The organism is Mongoliibacter ruber, assembly GCF_003003005.1.
In the GTDB taxonomy this organism is placed as follows: Bacteria; Bacteroidota; Bacteroidia; order Cytophagales; family Cyclobacteriaceae; genus Mongoliibacter; species Mongoliibacter ruber.
The window spans coordinates 673,058-689,215 of the sequence record NZ_PVTR01000001.1 but is presented as its reverse complement, the minus strand read 5'-3'; the positions used below and the strand labels follow the sequence as shown (position 1 = coordinate 689,215).

At 39.6% G+C, this 16,158-nt stretch carries 9 protein-coding genes; all 9 read right to left on the bottom strand.

Features of this window, described 5'->3' with window-relative positions:
• Nucleotides 1–4 precede the first annotated feature (4 nt).
• Nucleotides 5–3,325: a hypothetical protein gene (locus CLW00_RS03050; protein WP_106132138.1), complete on the bottom strand. Its 3,321-nt coding sequence runs from the start codon at nt 3,323–3,325 to the stop codon at nt 5–7.
• 3 nt (nt 3,326–3,328) lie between these two features.
• Nucleotides 3,329–9,625 (bottom strand): DUF6603 domain-containing protein, encoded by a 6,297-nt coding sequence (locus CLW00_RS03045; protein WP_106132137.1) that lies wholly within the window; start codon nt 9,623–9,625, stop codon nt 3,329–3,331.
• 199 nt (nt 9,626–9,824) lie between these two features.
• On the bottom strand, nt 9,825–10,844 hold the full coding sequence (locus CLW00_RS03040) for a lysophospholipid acyltransferase family protein (protein ID WP_106132136.1): 1,020 nt from the start codon (nt 10,842–10,844) through the stop codon (nt 9,825–9,827).
• A 9-nt stretch (nt 10,845–10,853) separates the two neighbouring features.
• The gene (locus tag CLW00_RS03035; protein WP_106132135.1) at nt 10,854–11,780 is read right to left on the bottom strand and encodes a bile acid:sodium symporter family protein; all 927 of its coding nucleotides are present in this window, start codon (nt 11,778–11,780) and stop codon (nt 10,854–10,856) included.
• Nucleotides 11,781–11,849: 69 nt separating this feature from the next.
• Complete coding sequence (locus tag CLW00_RS03030; protein WP_106132134.1) at nt 11,850–12,656, bottom strand: queuosine precursor transporter; 807 nt, start codon at nt 12,654–12,656, stop codon at nt 11,850–11,852.
• A gap of 29 nt (nt 12,657–12,685) precedes the next feature.
• Nucleotides 12,686–13,603 carry a ribonuclease Z gene (locus CLW00_RS03025; RefSeq protein WP_106132133.1) on the bottom strand — a complete coding sequence of 306 codons (918 nt, stop codon included), beginning with the start codon at nt 13,601–13,603 and terminating at the stop codon, nt 12,686–12,688.
• Between the two features lie 2 nt (nt 13,604–13,605).
• The gene (locus CLW00_RS03020; RefSeq protein ID WP_106132132.1) at nt 13,606–13,983 is read right to left on the bottom strand and encodes an STAS domain-containing protein; all 378 of its coding nucleotides are present in this window, start codon (nt 13,981–13,983) and stop codon (nt 13,606–13,608) included.
• Between the two features lie 18 nt (nt 13,984–14,001).
• A complete protein-coding gene (locus CLW00_RS03015) occupies nt 14,002–14,937 on the bottom strand; it encodes a phosphoribosylaminoimidazolesuccinocarboxamide synthase (protein WP_106132131.1) in 936 nt (311 codons plus the stop codon).
• 67 nt (nt 14,938–15,004) lie between these two features.
• Nucleotides 15,005–16,114: a toxin-antitoxin system YwqK family antitoxin gene (locus CLW00_RS03010; protein WP_106132130.1), complete on the bottom strand. Its 1,110-nt coding sequence runs from the start codon at nt 16,112–16,114 to the stop codon at nt 15,005–15,007.
• Nucleotides 16,115–16,158 lie beyond the last annotated feature (44 nt).

The following is a 16,158-nucleotide window of genomic DNA, read 5'->3' as shown; positions in this document are numbered from 1 at the left end:
GGTTTTAGGAGGTTAAAAGGTGGCTGACATGTTTGGCAAAAAGAATCGGAGATTGGTATAAAATGGAAGCGATATCGGCCGCATTGGAATCATTCGGTTTGCTTGTGCTGCTATTATTCCAAAAAGGATCCTCTGCTTTTGGCGCTAAAAGCTCTAATTTGTTATTGTCAATTTTCACATGCTTAGGTGATGGTCCCATATGACGCCAGTTCAAATCATTCCATGAACTCAGTTTGTTTTCAGACATGGAAGGGGAGAAAGCATCAAGTCCGAAACTAATCTGCCCTGGGATTTCCTGGAAAACGAAGAAATATCCGCTATCTTTTTTGATTTCCTCTATATCCAGGTTAAAGCCGAAAAAGTAAATATCAGGCTCCATATGACCTTTGATCACAGGCCAGGCTGCATTTGCTTTCTCATATGTACTAAGCTTTATCTTGTTCCCTACTTTTGTTCCTTTTTGGGCGTACACAAGCGTATTTGGATATTTTCTAAAGAGCTCTCCCTTTACCAATAGAACAATACCCATTTCACTTCGCCCGTTTTCCCCAAGCTTATTTAATTTACCATTGACTCCAGGCGCTTTCCATTGATGTAATTCTTTAACATCAGCATGAGAGTCCTGGAAGTCTTTGAGTTTATCCATAAACTCTTCGGCAGGAAGGTTTTCATCGACGATATTGAAAGGATTGTTGTCATATTCCCAGAAATGCCTGAAGTAGCTGCCGCGCATATCGGTTGGGAATTCACGCCAAAGCAATTCTCTTGACATTTCATGGTTCATACCCAGTAAGTAAGACTCGATGAATTTGCTATTGACCTCCATCAAAAGCATGGAATTTACTTCTACATCGCTGATGTTGGGTACGATATAGTCCGGCGAAATCTCTTCAAGGTAATTATAGACGGGGATCGGAAACCTAGGGTAGGCCATGATGGGTTTCTCAAGGTTTATATTTTTTCCTTTGATTTCTGATCTTAGCTTTCTTAGGAAATTGTCGTGTGGAAGTAATCTTTTTCTCAGTTTTCCACTAAAATCATTGATATTCAGCGGTTCTAAAGGAGGTCTAAGTACTGTAGCAAACTGAGGATTTTTCAAAAAGACATTTTGGAAGGTGTTCTTGAAATTGCTTTGCTCCTCTAAAACCAAAAACCTGCTGAAGAATACGACAGCTGCACCAGAAGTGACTACCTCAGAGATAAATCTGGTTTTGGAAAATTCAGCTTCATTGTATGTGTCGCTGATGTTGTTTTTAAATACATTTTGATCTACAAAAACCTCGGTTATTATCGTAGGGGCATTTTTCTTACTTCTTGTCGGGTCTATTTGCAAAAGGAAAGAGACTTGATTGCTCTCTTCTAATTTTGTGATTTTGCTGATTCCATTGATGATCTTGGTGCTGCGTTTGTCCGGGTCATTTCCAAAATCTTCGGAAAGTTTGTTTTTCACAACATCTGTATGATCTCCGGCTTTTTTGGAAACAAGTTGTGCTTCTATGTTTTCTGCGATCTCTTCAATTTCTGTTTTGACAGGTGTTATTGCTAAAACATCCAATCTTTCCATAAGAAGGCTGGAAGATATGGCAATAGAAGGTTCTTTTCTAGCAGGTGCGGCAGTGATTGGACTTACGGCAGCTACTGTGGCAGTCATATTGGAACGTTGCAAAGTCTCGTTGCTCAAGACCTTGTGTGCACCATCTACTCTCTTGCTTGACATTACCGCAGTAGGGGTGAAATTGTTGGCTACTTTGATAAAGTTCCCACTACTTAAACTATTGGGAATTATGGAGTTTTTAACACTTTGAGCCGCCGAAAAATCTGGAAATGACTCTACTTTCACTTGTTTCATGGCATTTGCTGACATGGAAAGCAATGACATTTCAGACATCTTCTGAAAGTTTTTTTTGTGAATGAACTTGGCGGTGTTTCGCATCAATTCATTCTCGATTATTTTTTGATTTGCTTCATTGATCTGCCCAATCTGTTCCCAGGCGAGCTCCATAAAATACTCTTGATGTTTCATGACAGTCCTGGTACCAAGACCAGCAACAGCCCTATAACTGGGATGAAGGTTGACTTCGTCTACCCAGTCTTTCATGGATTTTTCAGCTTTGTTTTTCAGGGCATGCCATTTTCCGTAAAGGGGGGGAGTGATGATGGGGTCTTCGACGAAGTCCTTGGTGTAGAAGAAACTTTTTTCCTCTTCTTCCAATAATTCCTTATTTTCATTATCTCTCAGGTCTTCATTGAGGTTGATAATTCTCTGAACTTTGTCCAATAAAGCGGTTCTTTCTGTGGTATTGCCTCCGCTGGGCCAATCGTCAATTTCGAAGCCGGGGGTTTTCAGTGCTCCTTCAATTTGAATGGTGGAAAATTTGTCATCTACCTTAATGTCATAACCTAAATCACTTATGTCAGCCTCTTGAACTGGCTGGATGTCATCAGTACCTATTACTTTAAGTTTTTTCGCCAGGCTTTCAAAAGTCCCTTCACTACCGGTTTTGAAACTCCAATTGAAATAGAACGGATACTCTCGAGGATGTGCAGCGTTGAATGCTGAGCTGTTCCAAGAGCTTTTTTGTGCAGGGATTTCCGCTGTACTTTGTTGCAATCCAGCCAATCTTCCTGTCTCAAATGTAGGTACCAAGAAAGCTTGATACTCTGTGTCTTCATCTAGTCTTCTGGGACAAATAATTCTGGAGATTGCTGAATCAGGTGATTTTTGGATTTCAGCCTGCAATTGTGCTGAGGACGGATTATCGCTACTTAATTTCTCGAAGATTTGCACATGTGCAAAGGCCCAAGTGTCTTTTTGGTTTCCGAAAATATCTCCTAGATTGATATTGGTATTGATTTTTAAATATGGGATTTGTGAGTTTCCGTGAGATATAATTTCAAATTCGTCCTTTTTGAGGAGTATCAAAGACATCCATGGTCTTAGTTTATTTTGACGGGGCTTGGCAGGAGTATACCTCCATGGAAGGTCCTCTTCATAAAATTCCACATAAGCGAGATTTTCTATCTCAAAATTGGTAACTCCTTTTTTGGGGTGTGTTCTGATCACCATCTTAGGGTCTATCCCTAAGACATCTCCGGGACCTTGTATTTTTACGGTTTTGGAGATAGTGTTTTGGGGGTTAGCAGTAGCCTTTGTTCCTCCTTTAGATGCTTCTACTTCAAAAGAAACTGAAACTTCTGGCCTGTCCAACACAGCAGCAGCTCCTGGGTTGGCACCTAATTTATCTTCTTCTGTGATTTCATTACCCAGACCATACCTCAACCAAGGTAAAAAAGAAAACTCCGCTGGTTTTTTAATATCTCCCATAGCTTAAATATTTATTAGGTCTTTTTTCAAAATCTGTAATTGTTGCTTTTTCCCCTTGGTCAGCTGAACAGCCTGCATGTAACCTACACCGGAAACAGTTGCCTGAAGATCTCCTTTATTGACTACTGAGAAAGATGGTTTTTCAAGTATGACTTTAGCGGGATTGAAGATTCCTTTGCTTCTTACAGACTGTAAGGTTTGAGACACCGCACCATGCATGGCATGAAATTTAGATTCAGACTGTTCAAATCTTCTTTTCACCCCAGTGTGTACCTCATCCACAATCTCTTCGTATTCTACCAATTTGTTTCTATGTTGGCCCGCTGAGGTGCTGGCTTTAGAGGAAATGATAATTCCGGATTGCTGCTGTTCAAATGAAGGCATCAACAACTTGTCCTGATCAGAGGCATTGATGAAATTTGAAGGAGCGAAATCATCCATTAAAGGACTGGTATTGGCATCAGTATTTCCACTGCCAACCCTAGGCTTGACTAATTTGAAATGGTCAAAATCCTCAGGGTTGAAGTGACCAAATTTTTCAATGGTAACATCCAACGGAACTATTTTTTGATTTACTTCAATAACACCATTTGGAGTCAGTATCAGGCTATCGGCATCATGAGGATCCTTGAGCCTGACTCCTCCACCTTTTACAGCCATAGGAATGGCTCTCCAGTTTTGCTTTTCGTTGAGTGCCTTTCTGAGTTCTGGCAATACCGCAATATCGGGAAGGGTGGTATTTTTCTTTTCTCCCCATTCTACATTGAATTTGACCTTGACAGTAATGAAGAGGATTTTGAAGCTTGCTGTCCCTTTTGCTTTCCATGGACTTGGTCCTTCCAACTCGAAGGATAGACTGATGCTCAACAGGGTAGTGCTACCCGCCATTACTGCAAGTCTTGCCCTTGCTGAGGCCATAAACCTGAATGGCGAGAACTGGAATAGGGCATCAATTCCCAATTCCCCAACTACTTTGAATTTGGATACTTTGAATAAAAAGTCGATTTGAGCACCAAATTGAACCGTATTGGTGGTCACTGCCATGTATGCAGATAAGGTAAGCCTTGGATTGCCTGTAAGTATATTTATGGTAAGACGCTTCATACTTGGGATGTTCAAGTATGCAGGTACCACATATGCAGGGTGAAAACCTCCTACAGAAAGCACAAAGTCTTTTTGTGGTCCCCAACTTAGTCTCAAGGCCATATCTCCTTCAAGTCCAAAGGTCAAGATCTTGCTGTCAAACAAACTGGCATCGAAAGAGAGCATTTTTTTCTCAAAATCTATGATGCCCAAGAACAATACCTGAATCCTTACCAAAGGTATCTTTTCATCGGGAAGGTTGAGTCTGATGGCTCCTAGGATGGCAAAGCGTACAGGATTGGCGAATTCAACGATAAGCCCAAGGTCAATTCTCAGAAGGGTAGGTACACCCCACGAAATTCTGGCCATAGGACCAATCAAAAACTGGTCTCTCTTAATTGGGAAAAAGCCGGTAATGTCATTGATGATTTTGGCGATGTTGGGGATGATATTGGTTGGGAAAAGTATATTGTCAATACTTCCATCCCTCACACCATCTCGCAACTTGTTTTCCTGCATAGTACGATGAATACCCAAAATGCCACCTAGTCCACTGAGGAAGAAGCCAAATCCTAAGGCTATCCCGGGAGAGAATTGGACAGATATGATCACAATAACCGATGTTCCTGGTTTTCCATCAGGCATCTTGCTGTCGATAACACCTATCGCAGTTAAGGTGAACATGCCTTTGAAAGATAATTCTAATGCACCGGCATACTGTCCTTTTGGTTTGTCAAAAAACAAATAACCCCCTCCTGTAAAGACAGGAGTGTCTAAGGATACGCCAAGTCCTGTTGGTGGCATGAAGCGGATTTCGATGTCAACTACTCCAAAGTCTATTCCTTTGACTTCATAGTGGTTTTGATTGGGATCTTTGGTGTGAAACTCCACTTCCAAGCCCAATCCCTCAACGGTGGCGGAAAGTGGCCCGAGCATGACAGTGGCACCAGAAAAGCTCATGCTCATTAAAGAATTTTCGCCATCCTTTAATGAAAGTGCAAGGTTGATGGCATCAATAGAAACCCCTTCACCCAATTTGCCATTGATATCAATAGGGATTCTTAACTCGGGGCTTTCACTGCCTATGCTGACACTGAGACCTGAAGGCCAGCGAACATCCATATTTAGGTCAAACTTACTCCCTACTTCAAGTTTTTTGATATCCAACTCGCTAGGAATGACAGTGTCAAGTCCTGGAATTACGATGTGGTTTTTGATGATGCCACCTAAAGCAAAGTCCCATTTTTCGCCTTTCCTTTTTAGCTGAAGCATTTTGAGGTAAATACCTACCACAGATGGAATATCAAGTAATTTGACAGCATTGCTGGCTTCTGCTTTTACTAAAAAATCACCGGAATCGCTCACTCCTATAGTTACTTCGATTTTTGGTGGATTTCCTTCAATACCCACCAAACCCTCTATGGAGAGTTCCCCTTTCAGTTCTATTTCAAAAGTTGCCTGATTTTTAACCGTTAATTCCTTAATTACAATTTTGATGTTACCCAGGTTGATTTCTCCTGCATCTCCCGGGTTTTTGAGGGATAAGACAAACTTTCCTTCTTTTTCGATTTCGATTTTGACGAGAATTGGCTTTGGATTTTCCGAATTGTCCACAAGTCCAGGTAAGCCTAGTTCACCCTCAAACTCAAATGGAAAACTGAATTCTCTGTTTTCAATGCTGAATGCTAACTTTTCGAATTTTAAACTAAAGTCACCTATTCTGAAGCTGCCTGCATCTCCTTCAGATTCAGTGCTGAGTGAAAAGCTGTATCTCTCGTCATCACTTTCATAGCTGACTCCAAGTGAAATTTCAGCTGGTGAATCTTGGTCAATGTTCTTTATTGCTGGGTGAGAAAAAGCTACTTCTCCTGAAGCACTTTGGACATTCCCATTTAGAATGGACAATGAAAAGCTTTCGAAAAAAAGGCTGAGTTCACCAAGTTTCAACTTTGTTTTATCCTCAGTGCCATTATTGAGTTGGATGATATAGCTAGTTCCAGCTGATTGGGTATCTGAAAAAGCAAAATCAATTTTAAGCTCGTTATTTGGCTCATCCAATTGCTCAAAAACCAAACCTCCTTTGATTTTCAATTCTTCTAACTTGTCTTTTTTCAAGCCAAATCCAACTTCTTGGAGTTTGAGTTTTAAGAAATTAAAGTCAACTGTCTGATCACCAGTATATTCAAACTTGAATTTTTCATCAGCTCCTTCATATGAAATTTCAATACTTGAAAAAGCATCACTTTCAGCACCCAAAATCATAAACTCCGCATCACCTGCAGCACTGATAACATACGCATCTCCTGCGCCCTTATCTACATTGCAGGAAAGATTTATATTTTTGAGTACTATCGGTTCAAATGTGAAAAGTTCTTCAGTTGTAGAATTGATGGCCACGCTGTAATTCTTTTCAGAATGGTCAATTTCAGCATGGAAGTTGACTTCATTTCCCGTAAACACAGGTAATGTTGTTTTACCCTTCAATTCTCCTTTTTCAAAATCATCATTTAGAATTTCAATAGAAAGTTCATCTAAAGCGAGTTGGAAGACACTAAAATCAAACTGTCCCTGGGCCAGGTCATTGTTCAGTGTGAATTCAATTTTCTTACCCGCACCCGTTTTTTCGTAATCAAAAATAACCGCAATTGTATTGTTACCATCACCCAATTCAGGCCATTTCAGCTTAGCAGAACCTGTACTGTTCTCGACTTCTTCGTTGGTTACTTGAAGATCAAACTTGAAATCTGATAACTCAAACCCACCCAATTTCAGCAAGTCAGCTTCACCACTGTCCACTTTCAGCTTGAAATCTGAATTGTCCGCTGCAGTTACTTCCAAGTCAAAGTTGAGTGCATTTTCAAAAATTGGCAAAGCCAGTGTTCCATTGGCACTAAACTCCGTGTCGGCTGTACCCAAATCTCTAAAAAAGCGGATTTGGGTGAAAGAAATTTGAAAGCCATTGAAATCTTGAGGGTTGAGGTTGGCCGCGGCTAAGGTAAATGTCCGATTGTCGCCAACATCATCTACATTGAAAGCAAAATCAAAAGGATTTTCTAAGCCGGGAAGGGTAATTGTACCAGTACCATTGCTTTGATGAAAATCACCATCTTTTACTTCATACAAAAAGCTACCTACATTAAGCGAGAAAGGCCCATAGCTGATTATGGCAGCTTCTGGGGATTTTTGTAGCTTATAGGTTTTTCCATTGTCTTCTAAAATGAAATTATACCGTATGACTCCCTGCATTTCAATAGCGGGAATTTCAATACTGCCTGTGATATTCAAATTTGGAATTTGTACACTTGCCTCTGGATTGGGTGGTTTTGGCCCCTCGTTGATTTCTACTTCTATCTGGTCAAAATTGATTTTGAAACCCTCATTGTCTATGGCAGGAATGTTTGATCCTACTGCCCTGATTTGGTACTTGCCTTCATCCGGTCCTGAAGAATGAATTAGGTAGCTTACATTGAGTGTGGATGTCTGTAAAGTATCGGGCAACTTAAATTGAACGGTCCCTGAGAAGTTTTGTATTTTTTGCGAAGCTACTACCAGCGACATGGAAGTTGGTTGTAGTTCAAAATCTCCAAATTGCCATTCGCCACCTGAGGTGATAGAAATGGAGAAGTCGTTTTCTTCAATTTCCCCCTCAAATTCGACCCCATTCCCTTGATCGAAGACCGGGAGCCATAGCATCCCTTTTATTTCCCCATCGAAAGGTCTGTCTTCGTATATCCTTATAAAAAGTTTGTCTAATGAAATCTGGAAATCAAAGAAATCGTTTTGACCTACATTTCCTTGAAGACCAATGCTCAGGTACTTTGGGTTTGCTGTATTTTGATAAAGAAACCCTATGTCTAGTTCGGTATTCATTCCAGGAACTACCATTTTTCCAATTCCGCCGATTCCGGTTAGTACACCGTCTCGGATTTCCATTTTGAACTCGAGGACGGTTAGAAAAAGCTCATCAAACTGCTGATTGGAGGTTTGTTCTGAATCATCGGGGATTACCAGGTCATAATTTTCGCCTAGTTGGTTAAATTCCCAGAATATGCCATTTCCACCTGTATTGCCTCTAAGCATTAAATTTCCATTGACGTCAGTTCGATCAATGGTGCCATTGGCTTGAATCTCTAGGTATACCTGCTGTATAGTCAATTCGCCTATAGGACTCGGGATCGGGGAGGGAGCTCCTAATTGTTGAAAGGTGTAAATACTGCCATTATAAGTCAGTGATACAGCGGTACGGTTGGCTGGACCTGCTGTCAAACCATCAATTTCCATCCAAGCCTGACAATCCAAGAGATTATGGCTCTCTACTGCTGATTTTGGAATTAAGATTTCGAATTTTTCAAACAAAAACCGGATAGGTCCTGTGTGGAAAGGTTTGTCTTCCTGATTGTTTGCCTTGAATAAAATGCTTTCGTCAATATTGAATTCAACAGCCCACTCCAGTGTATCCGCCTCACTTGTTAAAAAAGGGAAGCTCAAATCACCACTAAATGCTGTGCCCGCCATGGGGCTACCATTTTGAATGATGAGGTTGAAGACTTTGACTTCCACATCAAATGCCATCAGTTTGGCTGTGGGTAATGAAGTGCTGGAGATAGTATAAGTGTCCGCAGATTTATTTAATGTGGCTTGTATTGTTTGATCGAGTTGCGGAATCTCTGCAATTACCTCTACATTGAATGCACTTACAGATGATGTAGAAAAGGTAAGACTGGCATTTTGTAGGGTAAATGAGATGCCAACGATTGATTCGCTGATTGGATTGGTCTGAACGATGTTGAACTCACCCTCAGCGGTTTTTTCAATACGGAAAGGGATTTTTTTTGCTTCTTCTTCGAGTTCACTTTTAAGGTTGTGGAGGAATGCTTCTGCGGAAATTAAAAAATCTTCCACCTGATTTTGGGCTTTTCTGATTTTGATTTCAATGTCTTCTATGGCTGCCAATATCTCTGCCATTTTGAATTCAAGACCTTCTTGCCCTTGTTGGATAACAATCCTGATTTTCTCTTCTCCGGCTTCCTGGATTTCAGAGATTTCAACTGGGATTTCAAAAGGAAGATTGTCGTTTGCTTGTTGAAACTTATCAATGACAAGATGATACGTTTCTTGGGCAGAGGATGCATTGTTTTCAATCTTATCCAAGAGCTGTTGAACACCACTTGAACTCAGCAAATCCTCAATGGGAAATTTAAAATTATTACTAGGCATAATTATAAACTTAAAAGATAAAGAAACAGCTTATCTAAAAATCCGATAAGTATGAAAAGCTTAATTTAGAGATAATTACATTAAATGAAAATGATGTAAGTATTTAATTTGAAAAAAATATTTTACTTAAAAAGTTAATAATAAACGGTATTATATCGATTAAATTATCATAAAAGGAATATTATATTGTCTCATTTCGTTAGTATGTAGGTTTGTTTCTGTTGGCTAAAATGGTGATAAAAACCAATAACCAGTAAGTCAAAATAATAATGGAATAGTTATAATTTTTAATTAAAAATATAATTGAAAATAGCAATAAAATTGGCATGCCTCCATAGCAAATCACAAATTTAAATGTGGCATAAAAAGTAGGGTCTTTGATACCGATTTTTACTTTTTTCCAAAACAGAAAAAAAGGTGCAATGAGAATTTTCAAAATTCCACCGGAAATCCCCCCTGTCTCAGTGAGTAATTGAGAATGGTCGGCCTCTTCTAAATTTCCGGCTAAAGCAGCTTTTACCGCTATAGGGTCTGTAATATTGACTCGATTTTCTATGATTTTTTCTACCTCTTCTGCATAATTTTCCTCTGGAATTTGAGCTACAAGAGGGTCCATGGCTTCAAGGGTTGTATTCATCAAATTATCATATTTTGGGTAAAAATCACCAGCTGGAAATGGCTTTCCAAAATGGATACTTACCTCAGAACCGGACCGTGTATGCGCCGAATAATTGATACCTACAGGTAAGATCAAAAGCTCAAGTTCAGGGTTTTGCTCTAAGGTTTGAAAAGCAATTCTCGCGAAACCTTTTTTCAGGGGGCGAAGGGTTCTTTTCATATCATGACCACCTTCACCAAATATCAGTATGCTACCTTTCTGGTGGAGAATGTCTACACTTTTTTGAAAAGTTTCTTTGTTCTTTTCCATCTTATCTTTCCCATCTCGTATCCGATATACCGGAATCATGCGGATGTAATTCAAGATTTTGGCCGCGATAGGGTTTTTGAAAGCAGATGCCCTAGTCAAAAAATGTGGTTTTAGCTGTGTGTGGGTTGCAATAAGAAGTGGGTCTATAAGTGCATTTTGATGGTTGCATACGATTAAAACCGCTTTTCCTTTGGGTAAATTCTCTTTACCAAACACCCTTATCTTCTGGAAATACAAGTGAAGTGATAGCTTGACTGTCAAGCGTAAAAAAGCATTGAAAAGGTCTTTCATTTGAATTCTTTATGGATTTATGGCAGGGGAGAGCTTCCTTGATGTGAAATTTTTCCAAGCAAATGCGATACTCATGCCTGATATGATATGCCAGATGCCCCACCAAGCCGCAATTATAGCCATCCCGCCCAAGCCTTCAAAATAAGTAAAGATCAAAACCAAAGCCAGTCCTGAATTTTGAATGCCTGTTTCTATGGTAAGTGTTTTGGTATCTTCCAATGAAAGCTTACCGATTTTAGCCAAAGAGTATCCGGACAATAGAGCTACAATATTATGCCCAAATACCCAAAGGAAAATAAGGCTGATAAACTTAAGAAAAAGGTCATAATTACCAATAAATGCGATTACTACAAAACCGGCAAATATTAGAATGCTGACCGGTTTCAGAACTTTTGTCGCTTTTGATGACCAGTTTGGAAGCCTATGGTTGATATACATGCCCAGAAGCAATGGAATACCGAGGATCAGAGCTACTGTTTGAAACACATCATAGTAGCTAAGTGAGATATCCCTCAATAAGATAGAAGTAGGTTCATACAAGCTTGACCACAGCGCAAAATTAAATGGTGTCAATAATATCGAGAAAGCTGTAGAAAAAGCGGTTAGAGACACAGAAAGCGCAGTATTTCCTTTTGATAAGTGAGTCATAAAATTGGAAACATTGCCGCCTGGGCATGCTGCTACCAAAAACATTCCTAAAGCTACGGATGGGGGAGGTTTAACAACGCTGACGAGAATCAATGTAAGGAATGGTAATAAAAAAAACTGGGAGGTGATTCCCAGGTAAAAAGCTTTTGGATTTTGGCCTATGTACTTGAAATCTTTGATTTTTAGATCCAGAGCCACCCCAAACATGATTATAGCTAAGGATATATTGAGCAATAAAAGGGAATCCTGATTGAAATTCAGTTTGCTTTGATCAAGGTTTTCAAACATAGGAGGTATACTTATCCAAGAAAGATAAACAGCATGCCTGAAAATGACAAACTAAACGTACTTGGAAGTTTATAAGAAAGAAGTATCCTCAGAGGCTTCTTTGGTCATTTGATCAGCTATATCTTTTCCTAAGTAATTATCAATCAGGTAGTGACCCAAATATAACAAAGGAGTCAAAAGTACCGCAACACCAAATTTATAGATGTAATTGATTATTCCTACAGATACTACCTGCGCCCATGACCAGTTGCCAAAAATATAAAATGCTATACCTAACACCACAAATGAATCAATAAACTGAGAGACCAAAGTTGAACCAGTTGCTCTCAGCCAGATCATTTTGGGGCCAGTAATTTTTCTTAATTTTTGAAAAACAAATACATCTATCAACTGACCAAGCAGGAAAGCTACAAGGGAACCAAGTATGATTCCAAGACCTTGCCTGAATATGACATTAAAAGCATAATCAATATTAAATGCATTACCGTCGACATCCGGGGTATTGACTTCAAGCCAGAAAGGCGCGGGTGGAAGCCTGGTCACACCTACGATGACAAAGAAAATGTAAGCGATGAAAAAAGCTGTGATAAAGCTTATTTTACGCACGCCTTTTTTACCATAATACTCATTTATGATATCAGTGGTGATAAATACAATTGGCCAAATGACAGCACCCGCAGTGAGGTTAAAATCAAGTATGTATTCTCCAAAAATAGTCCAGCCTGCGGGTTCTATTCCAAGGGTGAGCTCTCCCGAAAATATTTTAACGCCAATAATTTCAGCAAGAATTGCATTGGTCAAGAATATACCACTGAGTATGATAAAGAGGTTGGTTTTTTTGGATTCAAACTCTCTCCTGTCTAAGGACTGCTCCATATATATGGTTCAATTATCTGAAATGGGATTTAATCAATCGAATAGGTAATACCTTCTTCACTGAGATATGTTTTGGGAAATTCCTCTTTTGCTTCTTTTAAAAGAGAGGATAGATCGACGTACCTAGTGGAATAGTGGCCAATCAATAACCTTCCTACAGATGCAGCCTTGGCAATTTTGCCAGCTTGAGCAGCTGTAGTATGGAATGTTTCTCTTGCCCTTTCCTCCTGTTCACTGCCAAATGTAGCTTCGTGGTAGAGTAAACTGGATTGTTTGATATATGGAATTATCTCCAAATCATAACAGGTGTCAGAGCAATAGGAATAAGCACGGGGATTTTTGGGAGGATATGTATATTCGGCTAAGGAGTAAATCACTTTACCTTCTTCATTGGTGAAGTCTTTACCATTTCTCAAACAGTTGATGGCTTCAACCGGTATCTTACGTTCTTGTAGTTTTCCCTTAATAAGGTTTCTAAATCTGATTTTTTCTTCAATCCGAAATCCTGTGCAGGGTATTCTGTGTTTGAGTGGGAAAGTGAAAACTTTGAAGTTGCTTTCTTCTAGTATAAGTTGTGGAGAATCCGGGTCTGTAGCCACAAAACGCAAAGGAAAATTGAGTTTGGTGTTAGAGTGCTTGAGTTGAACAGTTAAAATTTCATCTAGTCCAACAGGGCCAAAAACGGTCAGCAAACGAGTTCGTTTGTGCAATTGGAAACTCGATATCAATCCCATCAGACCGAGATAATGATCTCCGTGGAGGTGTGAAATAAAAATAAAGTCTATTTTGGAAAAGCGCAGCTTAAATTTCCTAAGCTGTATCTGTGTACCTTCTCCACAATCAAGCAGAAGGTAGCTGTTTCCAACTTTTAGCAATTGGGAAGTTTGATTCCTGCCGTGGGCAGGAATCGCTGAGTTACTTCCTAAAATGGTGACTTCAAATTCCAAGATTAATCTTCCTCCTCTTCTTCACCACTTTTTATTTCATGTATAAAGATGGCTTCAGCTGCCTCTTCAAGGGTGTCTACAATATTGAAAACTTTGTCCAGCATGGATATTTTGATCAGCTTCATTACGTGATCCTGGGGGCCTGATATTACAAAAATACCACCAGCTCTAGTGAATTCCCTATTGCCAACCAAGAGTGCGCTCAATCCGCTACTGTCTGCATATTTTACCTGACTCATATCAAGTACTAGGTTATTGTAACCCTCAGCCTGAACAGTTAAGAGCTCTGATTTCAGTACTGGAGAAAGCGCTGAATCCAGCTTTTCTTCCATTGGAGTGAATACGACGTATTGTTCTTTTTTGTCTACTGTATATTTCATGTTTTTTATTTTCTTAATTTAAATATGTTCTAATATAGCTGTTTCGATATCTTTTTCCAGAGCTTTAGTAGCTGCCTTTATAAATTTTTCTCCTGTGATTTTTTCAAATAACTCAATATATCTTTCTGAGACTTCTTCTACAAAACTATCCGGCATTTCAGGTACTTGCTGTCCTTCTTTACCTTGGAAGCCGTTTTTGATCAGCCATTGTCTGACAAATTCTTTGGATAGCTGCTTTTGAGGTAGGCCAGCTTCTTGCAAGCCATCATAGCCATCGGCATAGAAATACCTCGAAGAGTCGGGAGTGTGAATTTCATCAATCAATAAAATCTGATCACCGTACTTCCCGAATTCATACTTAGTATCTACCAATAACAAGCCCATTTGTTTGGCTATAGTCGTACCTCTCTCAAACAAGGCATGCGTGTATTTTTCCAGGACTTCATAATCTTCCTTGCTTACGATGCCCTGAGCTAGAATCTGTTCTTTTGAAATATCTTCGTCATGACCTTCTGAAGCTTTAGTGGTAGGTGTGATGATAGGGGATGGGAGTTTGTCATTTTCCCTAAGACCTTCAGGAAGCGAAACACCACAAACCATTCTTTTGCCGGCCTTGTATTCCCTAGCTGCATGACCTGCAAGGTATCCTCGAATGACCATTTCTACCTTGAAAGGCTCACATTTTTTACCTATCGTCACCTGAGGATGGGGAATGGATTCTACCCAATTGGGAACTATATCAGAGGTTGCTTGCAAGAATTTAGCTGCAATTTGATTCAATACCTGCCCCTTTTGGGGGATGGCCCTTGGAAGCACCACGTCAAATGCCGATATACGATCACTGGCCACCACCGCGATTTTCTTATCAAAAATATATACATCCCTAACTTTGCCTTTGTAAAAACCTTGCTGTCCGGGAAACTTAAATTGTGTTTCTTTGATTGCTGTGCTCATCTTAATTTTTCAATTGAACAAAAATAGAAAAAGCTGACTTTTTTAGGCCTTTTCAATGCCATATTCATCAATTATTTATTTCTTCTTTAATAATCTCACCGATTTTCCTTCCCTCTTTAAATTGTCTTTCTAAAACTAGGTCTCCGGATTCATTGTATACTTTTTGCGTACCATGGGGAGTTCCCCTTACAAATGGCATTGTTTCTTTGATTTGACCACTTTCAAAATACTTCACAGCAGTCCCTTCCTCCTGTCCATTGCGGTAGTAAACTTCCCTCTCTTTTTCGCCATTCGGATGGTAGGCAATCAACTTTTGGATATACCCTGCATCATTGAAAGTTGAGACCTCTTGCAAAGTGCCGTCAGGATAGTAAGATTTTACCTCTCCGACTGCATAGCCTCTTTTGTATTTGGCAAGCTCTTCCAGCTGACCATCTTCGTAGTAACTGACAAATTCCCCTTCTGGATCTCCTCTTCGGTATTTGCCTTTTCTGGCTACAGATCCGTCTTCGTAATAACTAATGGTGGGGCCATGCTGATAACCCCTTCTATAAGAAAACCTTGATCTCAGCTCTCCAGATTCGTAGAAATTAAGCTGTTCTCCATCAATCTCCCCGTTTTTGTAGGTAGTACTAGCACGTAGTTGTCCATCTTCATAATATTGTTCTCTGACACCATTTAAAAGACCTTCTTTGTAAAAACCTTTTTCTAGGAGATTTCCTTCTGGGTCATAGTCAAATGTCCAGCCTTCTGGCTTGTTGTTTTTGAAGTTGGCTTTCTGCCTTATTATTCCCGATTCAAAATAACTTATGATTTCTCCCTCTAATTTATCATCTATATAATTAAGTTCTTGGGAAATGGCACCTGATTGATAGTAGTTTTTTGAAGGTCCTTGTTTGAGGTTGTTGTCGTAATATATAATGCGGAGTGTATCTTGAGAATTTGGGAAAAAATCGACAAAAAGCCCCTCTTTTTTATCATTACTCAATTGGCCAATCACAGCCAAACCGCCTTCTTCATAGAAAAGCTTGTATTCACCTTCTGCTACACCATTTACCGCTCTGTAAACTTCTCTGACTATTCTTTTTTCGTCGTCATAAAAGGTCCTTACAAGTTCCTGTCCATAGGAGGATAGGTGGGTAAAAAGAAAAAGCAGAAACACTAATCTGATTTTCATCAAGGAGAATTAAAAGGATGGGTATGGGGAAAGGCAGCAGATTT

Excerpts from the sequence above, each read along its gene's own strand:
- CLW00_RS03050 (WP_106132138.1), bottom strand. The coding sequence starts at position 3,325 with ATGGGAGATATTAAAAAACCAGCGGAGTTTTCTTTTTTACCTTGGTTG.
- CLW00_RS03045 (WP_106132137.1), bottom strand. The coding sequence starts at position 9,625 with ATGCCTAGTAATAATTTTAAATTTCCCATTGAGGATTTGCTGAGTTCA.
- CLW00_RS03040 (WP_106132136.1), bottom strand. The coding sequence starts at position 10,844 with ATGAAAGACCTTTTCAATGCTTTTTTACGCTTGACAGTCAAGCTATCA.
- CLW00_RS03035 (WP_106132135.1), bottom strand. The coding sequence starts at position 11,780 with ATGTTTGAAAACCTTGATCAAAGCAAACTGAATTTCAATCAGGATTCC.
- CLW00_RS03030 (WP_106132134.1), bottom strand. The coding sequence starts at position 12,656 with ATGGAGCAGTCCTTAGACAGGAGAGAGTTTGAATCCAAAAAAACCAAC.
- CLW00_RS03020 (WP_106132132.1), bottom strand. The coding sequence starts at position 13,983 with ATGAAATATACAGTAGACAAAAAAGAACAATACGTCGTATTCACTCCA.
- CLW00_RS03015 (WP_106132131.1), bottom strand. The coding sequence starts at position 14,937 with ATGAGCACAGCAATCAAAGAAACACAATTTAAGTTTCCCGGACAGCAA.
- CLW00_RS03010 (WP_106132130.1), bottom strand. The coding sequence starts at position 16,114 with ATGAAAATCAGATTAGTGTTTCTGCTTTTTCTTTTTACCCACCTATCC.